Here is a 17876-nt window from a genome sequence, read left to right as displayed (position 1 = left end):
GATGAGCGCGAATCTGCAGCCCACAAGCACCCCTATCGTACCGAACCAAACGGATGCGCTGCCCAAGGCGGACAAGCCGATCGGGCCATGGCTCCAGACATGGAACAAGTTCAAACGCAACAAGTTCGCTATGACCGGCCTCGCCGTCCTCCTTATCTTCATCCTCTCGGCGATACTGGCCCCGGTCATCGCGCCTTATGATCCCGCCAAGCTGGATCTGATGAACGCCAACATCAAGCCGTTCACAGGCGACCATATTCTCGGTACGGATGAGATGGGACGGGACATTTTCTCCCGCCTCATCTATAGCGGCCGGGTCTCGCTGCTGGTCGGCTTTTCCGTTGCGGCGATGGCCGTCATCGTCGGCTCGATCATCGGCGCGGTGTCCGGCTATTTCGGCGGTTGGATCGACATCATCTTCATGCGTCTAATCGATGTCATGATCTCCATCCCGACGCTGTTCCTGAACATTCTGATCGGGGCCATCTTCGGCACCAAGTTCATCTATATGATCCTCATCCTGTCGTTCACGAGCTGGGTGGGCGTAGCGCGCCTCGTGCGGGGCAACTTCCTGCAGCTGCGCGAAATGCAGTATGTCGAGGCGGCCAGGGCAATCGGCGTCTCCAGCTGGGGCATCATCTTCCGCCATTTGCTGCGCAACGCCAGCTTCCCGATCATCGTCAACGCGACGCTGATGGTCGGCAGCGCGATCCTGGCGGAGTCGGGCCTGTCCTACCTGGGACTGGGCATCCAGCAGCCGCAGACGAGCTGGGGCCAGATGCTCAGCAACGCGCAGGAATTCATGCTTATTGATCCGATTCAAGGGGTTTATCCCGGCATGTGCATCCTGATCGTCGTGCTGGCGGTCAACTTCATCGGCGACGGCATCCGTGATGCGCTGGATCCTCGTCAAAAAATGCATCTTTCTCCAAGGAGGCTGGAAAAATGGCGCGCAAAATTCTCGAAGTCAACGAAATGAGTGCCGGCTTCCTCGTGAACAAGGAGATCCTGAAAGCGACCGACCGGATCTCGTTCAGCGTGGAAGAAGGCCAGACTCTATGCATCGTAGGAGAGAGCGGCAGCGGCAAGAGCGTCACCTCGCTAGCCGTCATGCGTCTCATTGATTACGCGGGAGGCATGATTCTCGAGGGCGACATCAAATTCAACGGTGAAGTTCTTTCGGAGAAGGATCAGGATGAAATGCGCAGTATTCGGGGCAACCAGATCGCGATGATCTTCCAGGATCCGATGTCTTCGCTAAATCCCGTATTCACGGTCGGAGAGCAGATTGCCGAGAGCCTTCGTCTCCATCAAAGGAAAAGCCCGAAGGACGCCATGAAGATGGCTGTCGATCTGCTTCGCGAGGTCGGCATTCCGTCCCCGGAGGTTCGTGCGCGCCAGTACCCGCATGAGCTGTCCGGCGGCATGTGCCAGCGTGTCGTCATCGCAATCGCTCTTGCTTGCCGGCCGGAGCTGCTGATTGCGGATGAGCCGACAACGGCGCTCGACGTAACCGTACAGGCTCAAATCCTCGATCTCCTGCAGCAGCTGCAGAAAGAAACGGGCATGTCCATCGTCCTCATCACTCATGATATGGGCGTAGCGGCAGAGGTTGCAGATCGGATCGTCGTCATGTATGCCGGCGGAATCATGGAAGAGGGCTCCGTCGAGGAGATCTTCAGCAAGCCGAGCCATCCGTACACGGTCGGCCTATTGAAGTCGATTCCAGGATTTGAAGCGAAGACGGATGAAGAGCTTTACACGATCCAAGGCAATATTCCGCGGATCAATCAGCTTCCTACCGGTTGCCGCTTCCATCCTAGATGTCCGCATGCGATGGATATTTGCCGGCGCGAGGAGCCGGGATTTTTCCAGCTCGGCAACGACCACAAAGCAGCCTGCTGGCTGTTCGAGGAGCATTCCGATGAGTCTCCGCTATCCCCAAGGATCAACATCGGCAGTCAAGGGGAGGTAACGGTATGAGCAGGCAGCTGTCCAACGAAACTTTGATTGAAGTCAAACATATCAAGAAGTATTTCCCGATCAAGAAGGGCTTGCTCAGCCGAGTCGTCGGCCAGGTCAAAGCCGTGGACGATATTTCCCTGGAAATCAAAAAAGGGGAGACCTTCGGCCTCGTCGGCGAATCCGGCTGCGGCAAGTCGACGCTCGGGCGCGTAATTCTGCGGCTGCAGAGCGCCACGGAAGGATCGGTCGTCTATAACGGGGAGAACATCCATGAGCTTGGAACGAGCAAGCTTCGCGATCTCCGTCAAGATCTGCAGATCATCTTCCAGGACCCGTTCGGCTCCCTGAACCCTCGCTTTCGCGTGAGCGATGTCATCGGTGAACCGCTCAAAGTGCATACGAATATGTCTGGAAAAGATATCGACGCCCGTGTCGTCGAGCTGATGGAGCTTGTCGGCCTTGACGCTTCCCGCCGCAACCGCTATCCGCATGAGTTCTCCGGCGGCCAGCGCCAGAGGATCGGCATCGCGCGCGCGATCGCGCTCAATCCGAAGTTCATCGTCGCGGACGAAGCCGTCAGCGCCCTGGACGTATCCGTCCAGTCCCAGGTGCTCAACCTGCTGTCGAAGCTGCAGCGCGAGCTCGGCTTGACGTTCCTGTTCATCGCCCACGGTCTCAACGTCGTCCGCCACATCTCGGATCGCGTCGGTGTCATGTATCTGGGCAAGCTGGCAGAAGTCGGCCCGACGGAGGAACTGTACAACAAGCCTCTGCATCCATATTCCGCGGCGCTGCTGTCCTCCATTCCGAAGCCGAATCCGGCTCTCAAGCGCGAGCGCATCATTCTCAAGGGCGATGTGCCTTCGCCGGCGAACCCTCCATCGGGCTGCCGCTTCCACCCGCGCTGTCCGCTCGCGCAGGATCGCTGCAAGGCCGAAGAGCCGCTGCTTCGCGACGTGCTGCCTGGCCGTCAAGTAGCTTGCCATTTCCCGCTTCTTGAGGAAGGCGATCTGCAGCGCATGGCTTCCGGACGTTTGGGTTAAATCGAAGATTCACTATGAATAGAAAAAAAGCTCCCTATGCGGGGGCTTTTTTTCGTATGTGCATTCAATTGAAACGGCCTTCAATGAGGCGATGGGATATCCCGACCTCCAGCCCTCCGTTAGGACAAGATCCGCCAATCCGGGAGAATAAGCCGGCTCGGCCGTCATACAATGGGACTAAGGATGCATCATAGGGACACATCTGGGGAGGGAGCGGGAATGGGGACCGGGATGAGCATGGAATCGATCTTCTCCACGGCAGGAACGGCATTCACGATTCTTATTGCAGTCATTGCGGTGATCATCGGTGCGGGCCTCTTGAAATCCTACTCGGGCTGGAGCCGCAACAACGGCCAGCCTCAGCTGTCTGTGAAGGCGGCCGTGGTCAGCAAGCGGTCGCGAGTGCGCAGCCGGCAACCCTACGAGGAAGGCTCGCATCAGCAGACGCAGACCGATTACTATGCGACCTTTGAAGTCGAAAGCGGCGACCGAATGGAATTTTCCGTTACGGGCAAGGACTTCGGCTTGCTGGCTGAAGGGGATGTCGGAAAGCTCACCTTCCGCGGCTCCCGATACCAAGGGTTTGAAAGAGACAATAACCGTGTCATCCAATTTGGATGACGACCATAACGACTTGAAATTCTTGCCGAGCAAAGAGAGCTGCTTGCTTCCCGTATCGAACGTTGGGAGAGCATGCTGAGGACATTGTCGGATACGATAAGCGCGATTCGGAAAGGGGAGCCTTATTGTGATTATGATATGGCTGCCGAGGCGAATATCGACTTTCTCGAATTCCGACAAACCGGACTTGCTTATTATTTGTATGCTGCTGCCGAAACGATGAGAGACGCTCAGGTCTAGTGTCTTCCCATATAAGCTGAACCGAAAAGGCGAGCTGGATATCCGCGGATATCCAGCTCGCCTTTCTTAAAAAAATCCGCCCGCGATGTACATCGGGTTCATTCCGAGGTTCTTCGACTTCACTTGCTTTATTACAATGACCGCTGATTTGGACAAGCTAGAACAGCAGTCCCATAAATTCCTCTATCTCCATCGGACCGAGATAAGGGACGAGATCGACCCCTTCAAGCGCCTCCCGGACGGAACCGGGTTCATAGCGGATGCCGGCCAGCAGCTCCTCAAGCTCCGATACTTCAGCGGTACCGAAGAAGTCTCCGTAGATGGATGCCTGCTCGATTCGGCCCTCGGCGACGTTCAGCCGCACATCATAGGTGCCGGCAGTCAAGCGTTCGACTTGACGCATATTGAAGGCAGGGGAACGCCCGTAGTTCCAATCCCAGTTGCGATAGCGTTCCTCCGAGATTTTGCGGACACCATCCCAGTCCGCATCCGTCAGCTCGTAGGCTTGGACGGGCTGGCCATCATATAAGGTCTCAAGCAGATAGGAGCGGAATTGCTCCACCGTCATCGGCTTCTGCAGGAATTCGGAAATGTTGGCGACACGGCTGCGAATGGACTTTGTCGACTTGGATTTGAACTTCTCCGGATTGGCTTTGAGCGCCGATGCGACATGCGTAATGTCGGATTGGAACAGCAGCGTACCGTGAGTGAACATGCGGCCGCGCGTCGCGAACTGGGCGTTGCCCGATATTTTGCGCTCGCCGACCTGGATATCATTCCGCCCGCTGAGCTCGGCCTCCACGCCTAACGAGCGAAGCGCTTGAATGACCGGTTCCGTGAATTTGCGGTAGTTGCGGAAGGATTCGCCATCATCCTTGGTGATGAAGCTGTAATTCAGGTTGCCGTGATCATGATAGACGGCCCCGCCACCGGATAGCCGGCGCACGACATGAATATTCTGTTCCTTGACATAGTCTTCGTTGATTTCCTCCAGCGTATTCTGGTTTTTCCCAATGATGATGGACGGTTCGTTGATGTAAAACAGCAGATAATCCTGATCTGCGGGAAGATGGCGGAGAATATATTCTTCGAGAGCCAGGTTAAGGGATGGATCATGCATGTCCCGGTTGTCGACAAACAGCATTGGCGCTTCCTCCTCGACTTCTATGTACGGATGTTGATTCCACTGTACCATAATGGAGCTCCATGCAAAAATGCCGCCTGCTGGGGCAGGCGGCATTTGCATGGAAGAGATCAATAAAGGGAAATCGTAAGCGTGTCTTTTTCATTGATCGTATGGAGAGTGGCTTCGCTTCCCGAGATTTCGACGCTGATCAGGGAACGGATGGAGCCTTTAAGAGCATTTTTGCCTGTGGACAGCTTGCGGTTCAATACCTCGCCTAACTTGTCGAGCGCTTTTTTATTATTTTGTTCGGCGATATATACAGGAATCTTCTTGTTTTGGAAGGAAATCAGAGTTCTCATGTTCTTATCACTCCAATCAATTCGAATGGTTGAGTATATTGTACCCAATCAAGATTAATAGATTCTTAAAAAAGGGTTATGAATTCGTTACAATTAGCCCGGAATCAAGCTTTTCCGTTCTTAAATCGCATGCAATCTAATCCTTTAGTAAAGTAAGTATAATCATTGAGTGCCTTGGATGCAACCCATAGCCCAAAATTTCATGGCTAAAAAGGTTCCGTGATAAACGTTCTTCATGCGCTTGCGCATTCCTGCCTGCAAACGCGAGGAAGCGGACATATCTTTTCCCCGGTAATCTGACAGATTTCTGTCGAGAAGGCGTTACTTGACCTTCGGGACGGAGATGCCGGCTGCAGCCATGCGGGCATAGGTCATGGAATCGCTGTATACGCCATGAACGCCGGTGGCAAGGAGCGAACGAATCGCTTCGAGATCATTGACGGTGTGTACATACACCGGAACCTGGAGCGTTGCGAGCTGCTGAACCAGCTTGACGGATTTGCCGGCACGCTCCTCCGGCATCGTGACGGCATCGATGGATTCCGTCCGTCGGACGAAGTCAAGCACTTGGTTATCCGAATCGGGAGATTGATAAAGCGTATATATATAGGAAGAGAAGGAATGAACCTGTTCGATCCAGCCGTACATTTCCTGGCTGTAGATCTGGGGAATGATTCGGCTCAATACTTCGGTATCGGACCCGGATGCTCTCATCAAAGCTCGGAACGATGCCTGGGCTTCCTCGGCCGTGGAGCCCTTCGTATCGGTAATGATCCACATATCGGGATGCTTGCGCATGAGATCGCAGATCTGCTCGAAGCTCATCGCATGGTAGCGCTCCAAGATAGGCAGATCGAGGATCGTTTTACGGCTTGTCGGCTTGCCCATTTCCGGGCGGGGCAGCTCCTGGCGGAAGCGGTCGTAGAGATAGGAGCCCCAGTCGTGACGGCTGATCAGATATCCGTCTGTCGTAAGCTGCAAGTCGACCTCGAAAAGCCGGTAGCCCTTATCGTAATTCTGTTGGAAGGCTTCATACGAATTCGTATAGAAATGGTTGTCCACCGAGCCCAGCGCATGAGCGGCCAAAGTTTCATTGGTCCAGGCAGGGGCCGGGTCCCGTCCGGCAACGAAAGCGGATTTGGCGCCGGAGTACAAGGGGGCTGCAACGATCAGAACGGAGATGGAAAGAATAATAAAGGATGTCCATTTCTTCATGCTGACGACACCTCTTTCGGATGGTTTCCGCTAAAGCTATGCCTGAGTCCATTCATTACCCGATCAAGGAGCGGATGAAATACATCTTGACTTGACTGGATAAAGATACATGGGATACTCTTCTAGGTATCACTATACCTTCTCTATGACAGGCATTCCATAACATATGGGAGAAATGCCCTTTTGGTTGAAGAGGTCATCTCTTGAATCGGTTGTCATCGCCTGCTTCGATAGAGACGTTCAAGGATTGGAAGGATTACGATGGGAATGTTGATGAAATACGCGTTGACCGGCGTATTGAATACGGTTCTGGATTATGCGATTTTCGGCCTTCTGAACGCGGTTTTTGGAGTCCACTATTTGATCGCGCAGACGATCAGCTACGCGGTCGCGACAATCAACAGCTATCTGGTCAACCGGAGCTGGACGTTCAGAAGCTCGGAACCGGGACGCAAAGGCGAATGGCTCCGGTTTTTGACCGTGAACCTGTTCACATTCGGAATTTCGACTGCTGTATTGGCTGTTTTCCACGGCGGATTGGGATGGAATACACTCATTGCGAAAGGAATTGCCGTCGTCGTTGCGACCGGAGCCGGATTTGCCGCCAATAAATATTGGGTATTTCGCGTCAAGGAAGTTTCTCCGGATGTGACCAAAGTCTCGAATTCTGTCGAATCGGGTCTGGAAAAACCTTGAACGGCATCATCATTTCGCTCTCTCGTTCCTAAGTCCCTGAATGCGGTCAGCTGTTGTAGGACTGCTGCGGGGGCGCCGAAACAAGAAACAACAGAACAAAGAACAGGAAAACCGCTCAAGAGAGCGGTTTTTTGTTCATTCAGGGACATGGGCGCGCCTGCGACAATAGTCTGCTTCATGGAAGCCATACGGAAGCTTCCATAGATGATGACGATAACGCATACATTTACATGAAAACGTAAACAAGTCTGAATATTTCTACCATCCATACCATGAAAACTAGGAGCAGGGTACTTGAAAACAGGACTGAAAATGAACAGGAAAGACTAATCCAAACACATCTTTCTTCCCTCTAGCTTTTGCGACGAACTGTGTCATAATCGAACCAACAAGCTGAATAGCAGCGAATCTGCTGTGAGGCTGACTGCAATCCCCTGGCAGCCCGTGTCTGAAAATACCGAATGCTGAAGCTTACATCCGACAACAGACGCGATTATCATCCACGCATGGCGAGCATCAATGGAAGCGACGATATAGGGAGGGACAACGGGATGGCGGTCCGCAAACTATCGCTTGTCACGGAATATGAGGGACTGAACGAGCAAATCCAGAGAACAAGGGAGAGCCTGCAGGCATTTATGGAGATGGAGCAGAAAAAGCTGAAATTGCGCCAATTCCTTCAAGTACTCGCGGAGGATGAAAGCCTCGGCTCCGCCAATAACGCCGATTCGCTTGCCGAGCTGCTGTATGTAACGGAATATCCGCTCCGCCGTGAATTCGTGTTCGATTACAAGAAGAACCGATATGAGCCGTGCAACCAGAAACCGCGGATCGATCTGGCCGAGCTTCTGACGCTTCTTCTGGACAAGAAGGGCATCGATAAAAGCTTCGAGGATCTGATGGAGCATATCCTCCACGGCGGAAGCCTGGATGATTTCCTGGAGAGAAGTTAACAAGCCGGCAAAAGATAGAGGAAAGCGAATAGGCAATCCGCTCTTTTTTTTCTTCAAAAGTTCTCGAATTGAATAATTAAAGAAAATTAATAATTCGAATAGGAGCCTGTTCTCGTATTTTCAACCATTTTTTACTGGAGGGAACATCTTGGAAATCAAACATTATGCCTACATCATCCGCAAGCGGCTATGGCTGATCGCAGCCATCGTCATCGTGAGCTGCTCGCTGGCCGCAACCTACTCCTATTGGTACGCCAAACCCCAATACGAGGCTTCGGCCAAGCTGCTCGTCGGACAGGTCAAGGACGGCGGCGGTTTGATGTCCAGCATCGACCTCAGCATGATCAACAGCAATATCCAGCTGATCAAGACCTACAAGGAAATCATCAAGACGCCGCGCATCATGCAGATCGTCGCCGAAGAGTATCCGCAGCTCCACCAAAGCGCCGGCGAGCTGGCCGGGAAGGTGACGGTGACATCGGTCAACGACACCCAGGTCATGTCGGTTACCGCCAGAGACGAGTCGTTCGCCGGGGCAGCGAATATTGTGAATGCCGTCTCGCTCGTCTTCTCCAAGGAAATACCCAAACTGCTGCAGGTCGACAACGTCTCGATTCTGAATCAAGCCGATCCTGCCGCCGGGGCCGCGCCGGTCGCTCCGAACGCCAAGCTCAATATCGTCACGGCGTTCGCGCTTTCGCTGCTGGCGGGTCTGGGGCTGGCCTTCCTGCTTGAATATCTTGACGACACGATCAAGTCCGAAGAAGATGTCCGCGATGTCCTTGGACTGCCTGTGCTTACAGCGATCCCGAAGTTCAAGGAGAGGGAGGCGACGGCCAAGGGCGGCAGCAATCTGAACAATACGGGAACGATACCGGCTTCCGGCCATGTGGGGAGGAAAAGCAATGTCTCGCTTGACGCGTAACTGGACTCTGATAACAGCCAGCAATCCGAAGTCGCCGATCTCGGAATCTTACCGGATGCTGCGTACCGGGGTGGACTACGCCGGAGTCGACGATCCTGTCGACCTGCTGATGGTCACCTCTTGCCGGGCAGGAGAAGGCAAAAGCACGACTTCGGCCAACATGGCCGTCACCTTTGCCCAGGCGGGGCAAAAAGTGCTGCTGATCGATGCGGATATGCGGAAACCTTCTCAGCATCATATCTTTGCTCTCAGCAACCGGGGAGGACTCACCGGAGTGCTGCAAGGACGCAGCACGCTCGAGCAGGGGGTTCAAGCTTCTGAAGTGGACAATCTCGATATTTTGACAGCGGGCCCGACTCCGCCCAACCCTTCGGAGATGCTCGGGTCGAGAGCGATGGCCGCGCTGCTGGAGCTGGCCAAGGAGCAGTACGACCGGGTCATCGTCGACACGCCTCCGATCCTTGCTGTGACGGATGCCCATATTGTAGCCGGCAAATGCGACGGCGTCGTGCTCGTCATCGATTCCGGCAAGGTCAAGAGCGATACGGCGCGCAAAGCGAAGGAAACGCTTGAAAATGCCGGGTCGCGGATGCTCGGAGTCGTTCTCAACAATGTCGACCGGGATGCGAACGGCGGCTACTACTATTACTACTACGGCAGCGAGGAGCAGGCTTGAGCACGGAGGATGGACGGATTTTTCCCGCAAGCGGAATTTGAACCGCCATCAGCCATGAGGACTGGCCGGCAAGCCGGTCGAGGCGGTCCGTAATCAAGCCAAGGTAATGTCTCCTGCACCTCTATCACCGGAGGCACTCGGTCATGCTGTGGGCCAGCGGCCTTAGACGTTCATCGTCGAGGGCATGACGTGAGGCGGGGTTGGATGCCCCCTGTGTTGGTTTGGAGATTTTTCCGGTGAGGTTTCACCGGTGCCTTTGAGAAATGGAGTTGTGCGAGAAACGAGCACGGCGGATATAAACTTGTTTCGGCGAATGGCGAGTGTCGCGAGCAAATCAGGTGCTTCAAGCGAGGAAATGAAAAGGCGGAATGGCCATCTGATGGCGGAAGAACGATGCGTAGGTTTTTGTGACAGCTGATAGCGGAAGAACGATGTGTAGGTTTTTGTGACAGCTGACAGCGGAAGAACGATGTGTAGGTTTTTGTGACAGCTGATAGCGGAAGGGACGGAATCGTTCTGGAGAAGCGAGAGCGTTCGCCTTTGAAGACCGGATTCCCCCAAAGGGAATAAGTTCAAGGAATCCGGGCTTCAACAGCGATCGGAAGAATGATCCGTACCTGCAGCGGATTTGCTGAACTAGGAAGAACGATCCGTACCTACAGCGGATTTGCTGAACAAGGAAGAATGATCCGTACCTGCAGCGGATTTGCTGAACAAGGAAGAATGATCCGTACCTGCAGCGGGGGTTTGCTGAACAAGGAAGAATGATCCGTACCTGCAGCGGATTTGCTGCAATGATCCGGAAAGGCCATCCGCCTGCGAGTATTCGAGCAAACGAAACCATTCCAAATAGATAGGGTGAGCGTCATGCAAAAAGTGAGAAAAGCGATTATTCCCGCCGCCGGCCTAGGAACGCGATTTTTGCCGGCAACCAAAGCGATGCCGAAGGAAATGCTCCCGATCGTAGACAAGCCGACGATCCAGTACATCGTCGAGGAGGCGATCGAGTCCGGCATCGAGGACATTATCGTCGTCACCGGCAAGGGCAAGCGGGCGATCGAGGACCACTTCGACATCGCTTTCGAATTGGAGCATACGCTTCAGGAGAAAGGCAAGCTGGACATTCTGGAGAAGGTCCGCCGCTCATCCAACGTAGAGATCCACTATATCCGCCAAAAAGAAGCCAAGGGGCTTGGCCATGCGGTCTGGTGCGCCCGCAACTTCATCGGCGACGAGCCGTTCGCGGTTCTGCTCGGGGACGACATCGTGCAGTCGGATGTGCCTTGCACGCGGCAACTGATCGAGCAGTATGAACAGACCGGCAAATCGGTCATCGGGGTCCAGACCGTAGGCGTCGAGCAGACGCATCGCTACGGCATCGTGGATCCGATCGGCAATCTGGATCACCCGCTCAGCAGGCTGCATGGCGTCAACCGGTTCGTGGAAAAGCCGGCTCCGGGAGAAGCGCCGTCCAATCTGGCCATCATGGGCCGATATGTGCTGACGCCGGAAATTTTCGAATTCCTCGGCAGGCATGAGACAGGAGCGGGTGGAGAAATCCAGCTCACGGACGCGATCCAGCGGCTCAACGAGCATCAGGGCGTGTATGCCTATGATTTCGAGGGGATCCGTTATGATGTCGGCGAGAAGCTCGGGTTTATTCTCACGACGCTTGAGTTCGCAATGCGCAACCCTGAGCTTCGCCATCCGCTGCTCACCGAGATGGGCGAGATGCTGGAGCGGGAGCTGGGCAGGGGGCTGCTGGCGGCACGCGGCGAATAAGCTGCCCGGGAGCTGGAGGAACATACGGAAACGGAGTTGGGAGCATGAAGGTAACGGTCGCAATCTGTACGCATAACCGCGCCGCAGACACGAAGGAAGCGGTATGGAGCGTGCTGGGGCAGCAGTTCGATTCCTCGCAGTACGAGGTGCTCGTCGTGGACAACAAGTCGACGGACGGCACCTGGGAGACGATGCTCGAGCTGCAGCGCATGCCTGGCGTCGGACCGGAGCGGGTGCGCTGCGTACGGGAGGAGACGCTCGGCTTGTCGGCGGCGAGGAACCGGGCGATCAGGGAAGCGAGAGGTCAATACATCCTCTTCCTGGACGACGACGCCGTGGCGAAGCCCGGCTGGATGGGAGCGATCATCGACGTATTCGAGCGGGATGCCGGCATCGGATGCGTGGGCGGCAAGATCGATCCGGTATGGGAAGGCGGCGAGCCGGAATGGCTTCCGGACATGTTCAAAACTCTGTACACGGTGCTGGATTACGCGCCGGGCGTCACGGAGATGGAAGCTCCGCGGATTCCATTCGGGGCGAACGTCGCGTTCCGGGCGGACGTATTCAAGCGCCATGCCCCGTTCCGCGAGGATCTCGGCCGTGTCGGCAGCAATCTGCTGTCGAGCGAGGAGAGCGAGCTCATCGACCGGATCCGGGCGACGCATAAGGTGTGCTACACCCCGCATGCCGTCGTCGACCATAAAATCGCCAAAAGCCGCATCAGCCGCAAATGGTTTCTGCGCCGGGTGTACTGGCAGGGCATAAGCGATGCCGCCCGCAAGCAGCGCGGCCCCGGATATCTCCTGAAGCAGGCGGTGAAGGTGCCGGTCTCGGCGCTGCTGCTGCCGTTCGCCTTGGCTGATCGCCGGAAAGCGATCGTCCAGCTGCGCCGCATCCAGTACAGCAATGGCTATATCGCCGGCTGCCTCGGATTGTACAAGTAATCGGAGAGGCACTCTCTTTTTTTACCCTGGAGGTCGCGTTATGAATAATAAAATGAAAAAAAAGAGAGGCGTCGATCTGTGAGCGCGGGTGTTGCCGAGGAGGCTCCCGCCCCGAACGGAAGGTTGGCCAAGGCGGTGCGCCAACTGAGAGGCAAAGGAATAGCGGCGACGATCGCCAGGACGAGCGGCACGAACATGCTGATCATGCTGCTCGGCACGCTGACCTCGATCCTGACTGCCCGGATGTTCGGGGTGACCGGGAAAGGGGAGCTGGCCGCCATCCTGTTCTGGCCCTCCTTTCTGGCGGGGCTGACCGGCTTCGGCTTGCCGACAGCGCTGATCTATCAGGTCAAGCGAGGCGCATCGATGGCGGGCAGCCTGGCAGTCAGTCTGGCGGTGCTCCTGCCGGCGAGCCTCATTACCGGAGCGGTCGCCTGGATCGGCCTTCCCCATTGGATGGACGGATACAGCCCGGAAGCGGTCGCTTCCGCCAGGCTGTACACGGTGATCGCCGTGCCGATGGCGCTGGCCGTCAATCTGATCGCGGCCGCGGCGCAAAGCGCGGGCCGCTTCCAGGTGTACAACGGCATTCGGCTGTATGTGCCGCTGCTCAATCTGGGCGGGCTCGCCGGCCTGTGGGCGGCAGGCAGGCTGACGGTGCCTTCGGCCGTCATCGTCTATCTCGTCACGACGGCGGCCGTCATCGCGCTGGCTGCGATGGGCATGCGCCGCGAATTCGCCGCGATGAGCTGGAGACAGGCGTGGAACCGGAAAGTCGCCGCTCCGCTGCTGTCGTACGGCAGCCGGGTGTTCGGCACGGACCTGCTCGGCACGCTGTACGGCCAATTCGACAAGCTCATCATCCTCTCGCTGCTCACGCCCCGGGATTTCGGGCTGTACTCGGTCGTATACGCCCTCTCCCGGATGTTCAACGTCGTGCAGACGGCGATTACGAGCGTTGTGTTTCCCAAAGTAACGGGCGAGAGCCGGGAAGCGGTCATCTCCACCGTCAGCCGGGCGTTCCGGCTGTCGATGCTGCTGATGCTGGCAGCAGTCGTGCCCGCGATGCTGATCGGAAGTCGGCTGATCGGGCTTGTATTCGGCCCCGTATTCCTGGAAGCGAGCGGAACGTTCTATCTGCTGTCGATCGAATGCATCATCGGCGGGGGATCGTGGATTCTCGCCTCGGCTTTCAATGCGATGGGCCGTCCCGGGATGGTGCTGATCCGCCAGATCATCGCTCTTGCGGCAACGGTGGCGCTGTTCTTCGTCCTGACGCCGCTGATGGGGCTTGAGGGACTTGCGCTGGCGCTGCTCTGCGGGGCGCTGATCCGCATGGCGGTGTCCATCGCCTCGATGCGGCTGCTGTTCGGCGTTCCTCTGCGCCGCATCCTGTACGACCGCGAGGACTTCCGGTTCCTCCTGAACCGGATCCAGTCAAGAAGAATGGCGGCTGCGGCCGCCGGAGGAGGAACGAGGAAGGCATGAACAAGCTTGAATCCTATTCGATGGAGCAGCTGAAGGAGCGGCTCTCGCTTATTACGAGAAGCATCCCGAAAGGCTCTGAAATCATCTATATCGACTATCCCGTGCACAGCAACGGCGGGGACATCCTCATCATGAAGGGCACCGAGGCGTTCTTCAAAGCTTACGGCATCCGCGTCCGCGCCCGCTACAGCGTGCTCGACTTCCCGGACGGGCTCAAGGTTCCGCCGAGCTGCATTCTCGTGCTGCACGGAGGAGGCAACTTCGGGGATCTCTATACGAAGCATCAGCTGCTGCGGGAAAAAATCGTGGAGCAGTACCCGGGACACCGGATCGTCATGCTGCCGCAGACGATCTTCTACAAGAGCGAGCTGAACTTCGGCCGGACCGCGGCCGTGTTCAACCGGCACCGGGACCTGCATCTGTACGTGCGGGACACGCTCAGCTACGAGATGGCCCGCAAGAAGTTCAAAAACATCAAGGTGTTCATGTCACCGGACATGGCCCACCAGCTCTATCCGATCGCCTCATCTTCGCCTCCTGCCGGCGAGACGCTGTTCTTTCTCCGGAACGACATCGAGAAGACGCCTCATCAGGAGCGGCTTGAGCGGTCGGGAGGAGCAAGCAGCGCGGCCAAAGACTGGACAAGCCTCTATACGGCGGCTGAGCGCAAGGCGCTTGTCGTCATGATGAAGCTCTACCGTCTTCCCGGAGCGCGGGGGCCGCTGCAGCGGATCTGGTACCGGTACTCCCAGTTCCTCGTGAACAAGGCGATCCGCGAATTCGGCGCCTACGGCAGCATCGTCACTTCAAGGCTGCACGGCCATATTCTCGCCTGCCTGATGGACAAGCCGAGCGTCCTGCTCGACAATTCCTACGGCAAAAATACGAGCTATTACAATGCCTGGACGAATCGGGTGCCCGGAGCCGAGCTGTCGGCGGAAACCCTGGCCAACTAAAAGCGTCTTCGGCAGCCTTAATCCAAATGAGCGGAGGATGATTTCACTTGGCATTTCACGACAGAAGCGAGGAAGCGGTCGGCGGGGGCTGTCCGGCGCAAGCGCGGCAGCTGGCGATCTACGAGCAGCTTAAGCGGTCGGTCGACATCGGCTGCTCGCTGGCCGGCCTGCTGCTGCTGAGCCCGGTATTCGTCCTGATCGGGCTGCTGATCAAACTGGAGGATCCTCGCGGCACGGTGTTCTTCTACCAGACCCGCGTCGGCAAGGACGGCAAGCCGTTCCGCATGTACAAGTTCCGCTCCATGGTATCGAATGCGGAAGAGAAGCTGAAGGAGCTGATGGCGCAGAACGAGGTGCAGGGGGCGATGTTCAAGATGAAGAACGATCCCCGCGTCACCCGCGTCGGCCGCTTCATCCGCAAGACGAGCATCGACGAGCTTCCCCAGCTGGTGAACGTGCTGCTCGGGAACATGTCCCTCGTCGGCCCAAGGCCGCCGCTGCCGCGCGAGGTGGCGGAATATACGCCGTATGACCGGCAGCGCCTGGACGTCACGCCCGGCTGCACCGGCCTGTGGCAGGTCAGCGGACGCAGCAGCCTGAGCTTCGAGCAGATGGTGGAGCTGGACCTGCGCTATGTGCGGGAACGCTCGCTCGGCATGGATTTCCGGATTCTGCTGCGGACGGTGAAGGTGCTGGCGGGCAGCAAGGACGCTTTCTAAACAACCCCTACTGGAGGAGAACGGATATGGACAAGCAAGCAGCGATATACGTAGCGGGCCATCGCGGCCTGGCGGGATCCGCCATCTGGCGGGCTCTGGAAGCGAAGGGCTACCGCAATCTGATCGGCCGCACGAGCCGCGAGCTCGATCTCCGCGATCCGATTCAAGTGGAAGCCTTCTTCGGCAGCCAGGCGATCGATTATGTGTTTCTCGCCGCAGCCAAGGTCGGCGGCATCGTCGCCAACAACGATTTTTGCGGGGACTTCATCCGCGACAACCTGATGATCCAGACGAATGTCATCGAGGCTTCGCGCAGGCATGGCATCAAGAAGCTGCTGTTCCTCGGCTCGACCTGCATCTATCCGAAGCTGGCGCCTCAGCCGCTTCAGGAGGACAGCCTGCTGCGCGGCGATCTGGAGCCGACGAACGAGGCTTACGCGATCGCCAAGATCGCCGGCATCAAGATGTGCCAGGCGTACAACCGCCAGTACGGCACGAAATTCATTTCCGCGATGCCGACCAATCTGTACGGGCCGAACGACAACTTCGACCTCGAAACGTCGCATGTGCTTCCGGCCTTGCTGCGCAAAATCCATGAGGCGAAGGAGACGGGCTCTGCGGAGGTGGAGATCTGGGGAACGGGTACGCCGCGCCGGGAATTCCTCCATTCGGACGATCTCGCCGACGCCTGCATCTTCCTGATGGAGAATTACGAAGGCGACGACATCGTGAACGTCGGCGTCGGGGACGACATCAGCATCCGCGAGCTGGCGGAGATGATCGCTTCGGTCGTCGGTTTTGAAGGCCGGCTTGCCTTCAACTCCTCGCGGCCGGACGGGACGCCGCGCAAGCTGGTCGACACCGGCCGCATCAACGGCCTCGGCTGGAGGGCGGGAACGCCGCTGCGGGAAGGCATCCGCAAGGTCTATGCCGCTTACCGCCAAGCGGAACCGGCGCTGGGCTGACCTCCGAGGCGCCCTGCCGCACGGCCGCCGCGGATCCGGGAGCTTGGCGGCCAGAGAGTTTGATCAACCGGGAGTGGAAGCAGCGCCTCCGCCGCACAGAAGCGCGAGAGAAGCGCATGGCGGAGCGAACCAGCAGACATGAACCGTACTGTCGTCGTCCGGAATGGACGGCTTAATCTAACAAACTATTGGGGGATGCGGAAGATGAAGAGAGCGCTAATTACAGGAGTAACCGGTCAAGACGGATCGTACCTGGCGGAATTGCTGCTGTCCAAGGGCTACAAGGTGTACGGCATGCGCCGCCGCACGAGCACGCCCAATTACGAGAACGTGGAGCGGATCAAGAACAGCATCACGTGGCTGTCGGGCGACTTGACGGATCTGGCTTCGCTGATCGAAGCGGTGCGGGCTTCCGATCCCGACGAGGTGTACAACCTGGCGGCGCAATCCTTCGTGGCCGCATCGTGGCCGCAGCCCCTTGCCACCGCGCACCTGACCGCGATCGCGGTGACGAACATGCTGGAGGCGGTCCGCATCGTGAAGCCGTCGGCCCGGTTCTACCAGGCGTCCAGCAGCGAGATGTTCGGCAAGGTCGTCGAGACGCCGCAGAAGGAGACGACGCCGTTCTATCCGCGCAGCCCATATGGAGTAGCCAAGGTGTACGGCCACTGGATCACCGTGAACTACCGCGAAAGCTTCGGCATGTTCGCCTGCTCCGGCATCCTGTTCAACCACGAGTCGCCGCGCCGGGGCGTGGAGTTCGTCACCCGCAAAGTGTCGGACGGCGTTGCCCGCATCAAGCTGGGCCTGGCGGCCGAGCTGCGGATGGGCAACCTGGATTCGCTCCGAGACTGGGGCTTCGCCGGCGACTATGTCAAGGCGATGTGGCTGATGCTGCAGCAGGACGAGCCGGATGATTTCGTCATCTCTACCGGCGAGATGCATTCGGTGCGGGAGCTGCTGGATGTCGCCTTCTCCCATGTCGGCCTGGACTACCGGGACTATGTCGTCATCGATCCCGAATTCGAGCGTCCGGCTGAAGTCGACCTGCTGCTCGGCGACTGCACGAAGGCGAAGGAGAAGCTCGGCTGGGAGCTGGAGGTCGGCTTCAAGCAGCTCATCACCATGATGGTGGATGAGGACCTCAAGCGGGTCGGCCTGGAGAACGCGTACCTTCATGCCATGAGCGTGAACGCTTAGGGG

Annotated in this window: 18 protein-coding genes; 15 read left to right on the top strand and 3 right to left on the bottom strand. The window is 57.2% G+C overall.

What is annotated here, in order from left to right:
* Position 1: 1 nt before the first annotated feature.
* The 4 genes from AC06G8_RS17835 (at position 2) to AC06G8_RS17820 (ending at position 3629) form a co-directional block, all read left to right on the top strand.
* Positions 2 to 979, top strand: coding sequence for an ABC transporter permease (locus tag AC06G8_RS17835; protein WP_447663972.1), 978 nt, complete (start codon positions 2 to 4; stop codon positions 977 to 979).
* A complete protein-coding gene (locus AC06G8_RS17830; RefSeq protein ID WP_480283447.1) occupies positions 946 to 1983 on the top strand; it encodes an ABC transporter ATP-binding protein in 1038 nt (345 codons plus the stop codon). Before AC06G8_RS17835 ends, AC06G8_RS17830 begins: the two co-directional genes overlap by 34 nt.
* A complete protein-coding gene (locus tag AC06G8_RS17825; RefSeq protein WP_480283446.1) occupies positions 1980 to 3008 on the top strand; it encodes an ABC transporter ATP-binding protein in 1029 nt (342 codons plus the stop codon). Before AC06G8_RS17830 ends, AC06G8_RS17825 begins: the two co-directional genes overlap by 4 nt.
* Positions 3009 to 3227: 219 nt before the next feature.
* Entirely contained in the window at positions 3228 to 3629 is a 402-nt protein-coding gene (locus AC06G8_RS17820) for a DUF2500 domain-containing protein (protein ID WP_480283445.1), read from the top strand.
* Between the two features lie 397 nt (positions 3630 to 4026).
* On the opposite strand, the gene lplA is transcribed toward AC06G8_RS17820, so the two are convergent.
* From lplA to AC06G8_RS17805, 3 genes are all read right to left on the bottom strand, one after another.
* Complete coding sequence (lplA, locus tag AC06G8_RS17815) at positions 4027 to 5013, bottom strand: lipoate--protein ligase (RefSeq protein WP_480283444.1); 987 nt, start codon at positions 5011 to 5013, stop codon at positions 4027 to 4029.
* A gap of 110 nt (positions 5014 to 5123) precedes the next feature.
* The gene (locus AC06G8_RS17810) at positions 5124 to 5354 is read right to left on the bottom strand and encodes a hypothetical protein (protein ID WP_021879285.1); all 231 of its coding nucleotides are present in this window, start codon (positions 5352 to 5354) and stop codon (positions 5124 to 5126) included.
* A 321-nt stretch (positions 5355 to 5675) separates the two neighbouring features.
* Complete coding sequence (locus tag AC06G8_RS17805; RefSeq protein WP_447663967.1) at positions 5676 to 6569, bottom strand: phosphatidylinositol-specific phospholipase C/glycerophosphodiester phosphodiesterase family protein; 894 nt, start codon at positions 6567 to 6569, stop codon at positions 5676 to 5678.
* A 261-nt stretch (positions 6570 to 6830) separates the two neighbouring features.
* Between AC06G8_RS17805 and AC06G8_RS17800 the strand changes: the two genes are divergently transcribed.
* The 11 genes from AC06G8_RS17800 to gmd all read left to right on the top strand — a co-directional run bounded on the left by AC06G8_RS17800 (position 6831) and on the right by gmd (position 17873).
* Positions 6831 to 7265 (top strand): GtrA family protein, encoded by a 435-nt coding sequence (locus AC06G8_RS17800; RefSeq protein ID WP_447663966.1) that lies wholly within the window; start codon positions 6831 to 6833, stop codon positions 7263 to 7265.
* Between the two features lie 551 nt (positions 7266 to 7816).
* Positions 7817 to 8218, top strand: a complete 402-nt coding sequence (locus AC06G8_RS17795) for a hypothetical protein (protein ID WP_447663965.1) — start codon at positions 7817 to 7819, stop codon at positions 8216 to 8218.
* 148 nt (positions 8219 to 8366) lie between these two features.
* Positions 8367 to 9143, top strand: a complete 777-nt coding sequence (locus AC06G8_RS17790; protein ID WP_447663964.1) for a YveK family protein — start codon at positions 8367 to 8369, stop codon at positions 9141 to 9143.
* Positions 9124 to 9819, top strand: a complete 696-nt coding sequence (locus tag AC06G8_RS17785) for a CpsD/CapB family tyrosine-protein kinase (RefSeq protein WP_447663963.1) — start codon at positions 9124 to 9126, stop codon at positions 9817 to 9819. Before AC06G8_RS17790 ends, AC06G8_RS17785 begins: the two co-directional genes overlap by 20 nt.
* Positions 9820 to 10686: 867 nt before the next feature.
* Positions 10687 to 11601 (top strand): UTP--glucose-1-phosphate uridylyltransferase GalU, encoded by a 915-nt coding sequence (galU, locus tag AC06G8_RS17780; protein ID WP_447663962.1) that lies wholly within the window; start codon positions 10687 to 10689, stop codon positions 11599 to 11601.
* A 44-nt stretch (positions 11602 to 11645) separates the two neighbouring features.
* Positions 11646 to 12545: a glycosyltransferase family 2 protein gene (locus AC06G8_RS17775; RefSeq protein WP_480283443.1), complete on the top strand. Its 900-nt coding sequence runs from the start codon at positions 11646 to 11648 to the stop codon at positions 12543 to 12545.
* Between the two features lie 78 nt (positions 12546 to 12623).
* Positions 12624 to 14033, top strand: a complete 1410-nt coding sequence (locus AC06G8_RS17770) for an oligosaccharide flippase family protein (RefSeq protein ID WP_480283442.1) — start codon at positions 12624 to 12626, stop codon at positions 14031 to 14033.
* Positions 14030 to 14989, top strand: a complete 960-nt coding sequence (locus AC06G8_RS17765) for a polysaccharide pyruvyl transferase family protein (RefSeq protein WP_447663959.1) — start codon at positions 14030 to 14032, stop codon at positions 14987 to 14989. The genes AC06G8_RS17770 and AC06G8_RS17765 overlap by 4 nt, the downstream gene beginning before the upstream one ends.
* A 47-nt stretch (positions 14990 to 15036) precedes the next feature.
* Complete coding sequence (locus AC06G8_RS17760; RefSeq protein WP_076353624.1) at positions 15037 to 15708, top strand: sugar transferase; 672 nt, start codon at positions 15037 to 15039, stop codon at positions 15706 to 15708.
* A 26-nt stretch (positions 15709 to 15734) separates the two neighbouring features.
* Positions 15735 to 16673 carry a GDP-L-fucose synthase family protein gene (locus AC06G8_RS17755; protein ID WP_480283441.1) on the top strand — a complete coding sequence of 313 codons (939 nt, stop codon included), beginning with the start codon at positions 15735 to 15737 and terminating at the stop codon, positions 16671 to 16673.
* 204 nt (positions 16674 to 16877) lie between these two features.
* Positions 16878 to 17873, top strand: a complete 996-nt coding sequence (gmd, locus tag AC06G8_RS17750; RefSeq protein ID WP_447663957.1) for a GDP-mannose 4,6-dehydratase — start codon at positions 16878 to 16880, stop codon at positions 17871 to 17873.
* Positions 17874 to 17876: the final 3 nt, after the last annotated feature.

The organism is Paenibacillus sp. SJS-P3, from assembly GCF_056711585.1.
This window is presented reverse-complemented; position numbering and strand designations above follow the sequence as displayed.

Coding starts and splice junctions, on each gene's coding strand:
- AC06G8_RS17810 (WP_021879285.1), bottom strand. CDS start 5,354: ATGAGAACTCTGATTTCCTTCCAAAACAAGAAGATTCCTGTATATATC.
- AC06G8_RS17835 (WP_447663972.1), top strand. CDS start 2: ATGAGCGCGAATCTGCAGCCCACAAGCACCCCTATCGTACCGAACCAA.
- lplA (WP_480283444.1), bottom strand. CDS start 5,013: ATGCTGTTTGTCGACAACCGGGACATGCATGATCCATCCCTTAACCTG.
- galU (WP_447663962.1), top strand. CDS start 10,687: ATGCAAAAAGTGAGAAAAGCGATTATTCCCGCCGCCGGCCTAGGAACG.
- AC06G8_RS17830 (WP_480283447.1), top strand. CDS start 946: ATGGCGCGCAAAATTCTCGAAGTCAACGAAATGAGTGCCGGCTTCCTC.
- AC06G8_RS17820 (WP_480283445.1), top strand. CDS start 3,228: ATGGGGACCGGGATGAGCATGGAATCGATCTTCTCCACGGCAGGAACG.
- AC06G8_RS17775 (WP_480283443.1), top strand. CDS start 11,646: ATGAAGGTAACGGTCGCAATCTGTACGCATAACCGCGCCGCAGACACG.
- AC06G8_RS17755 (WP_480283441.1), top strand. CDS start 15,735: ATGGACAAGCAAGCAGCGATATACGTAGCGGGCCATCGCGGCCTGGCG.
- AC06G8_RS17825 (WP_480283446.1), top strand. CDS start 1,980: ATGAGCAGGCAGCTGTCCAACGAAACTTTGATTGAAGTCAAACATATC.
- AC06G8_RS17795 (WP_447663965.1), top strand. CDS start 7,817: ATGGCGGTCCGCAAACTATCGCTTGTCACGGAATATGAGGGACTGAAC.
- AC06G8_RS17805 (WP_447663967.1), bottom strand. CDS start 6,569: ATGAAGAAATGGACATCCTTTATTATTCTTTCCATCTCCGTTCTGATC.
- AC06G8_RS17765 (WP_447663959.1), top strand. CDS start 14,030: ATGAACAAGCTTGAATCCTATTCGATGGAGCAGCTGAAGGAGCGGCTC.
- AC06G8_RS17800 (WP_447663966.1), top strand. CDS start 6,831: ATGGGAATGTTGATGAAATACGCGTTGACCGGCGTATTGAATACGGTT.
- AC06G8_RS17785 (WP_447663963.1), top strand. CDS start 9,124: ATGTCTCGCTTGACGCGTAACTGGACTCTGATAACAGCCAGCAATCCG.
- gmd (WP_447663957.1), top strand. CDS start 16,878: ATGAAGAGAGCGCTAATTACAGGAGTAACCGGTCAAGACGGATCGTAC.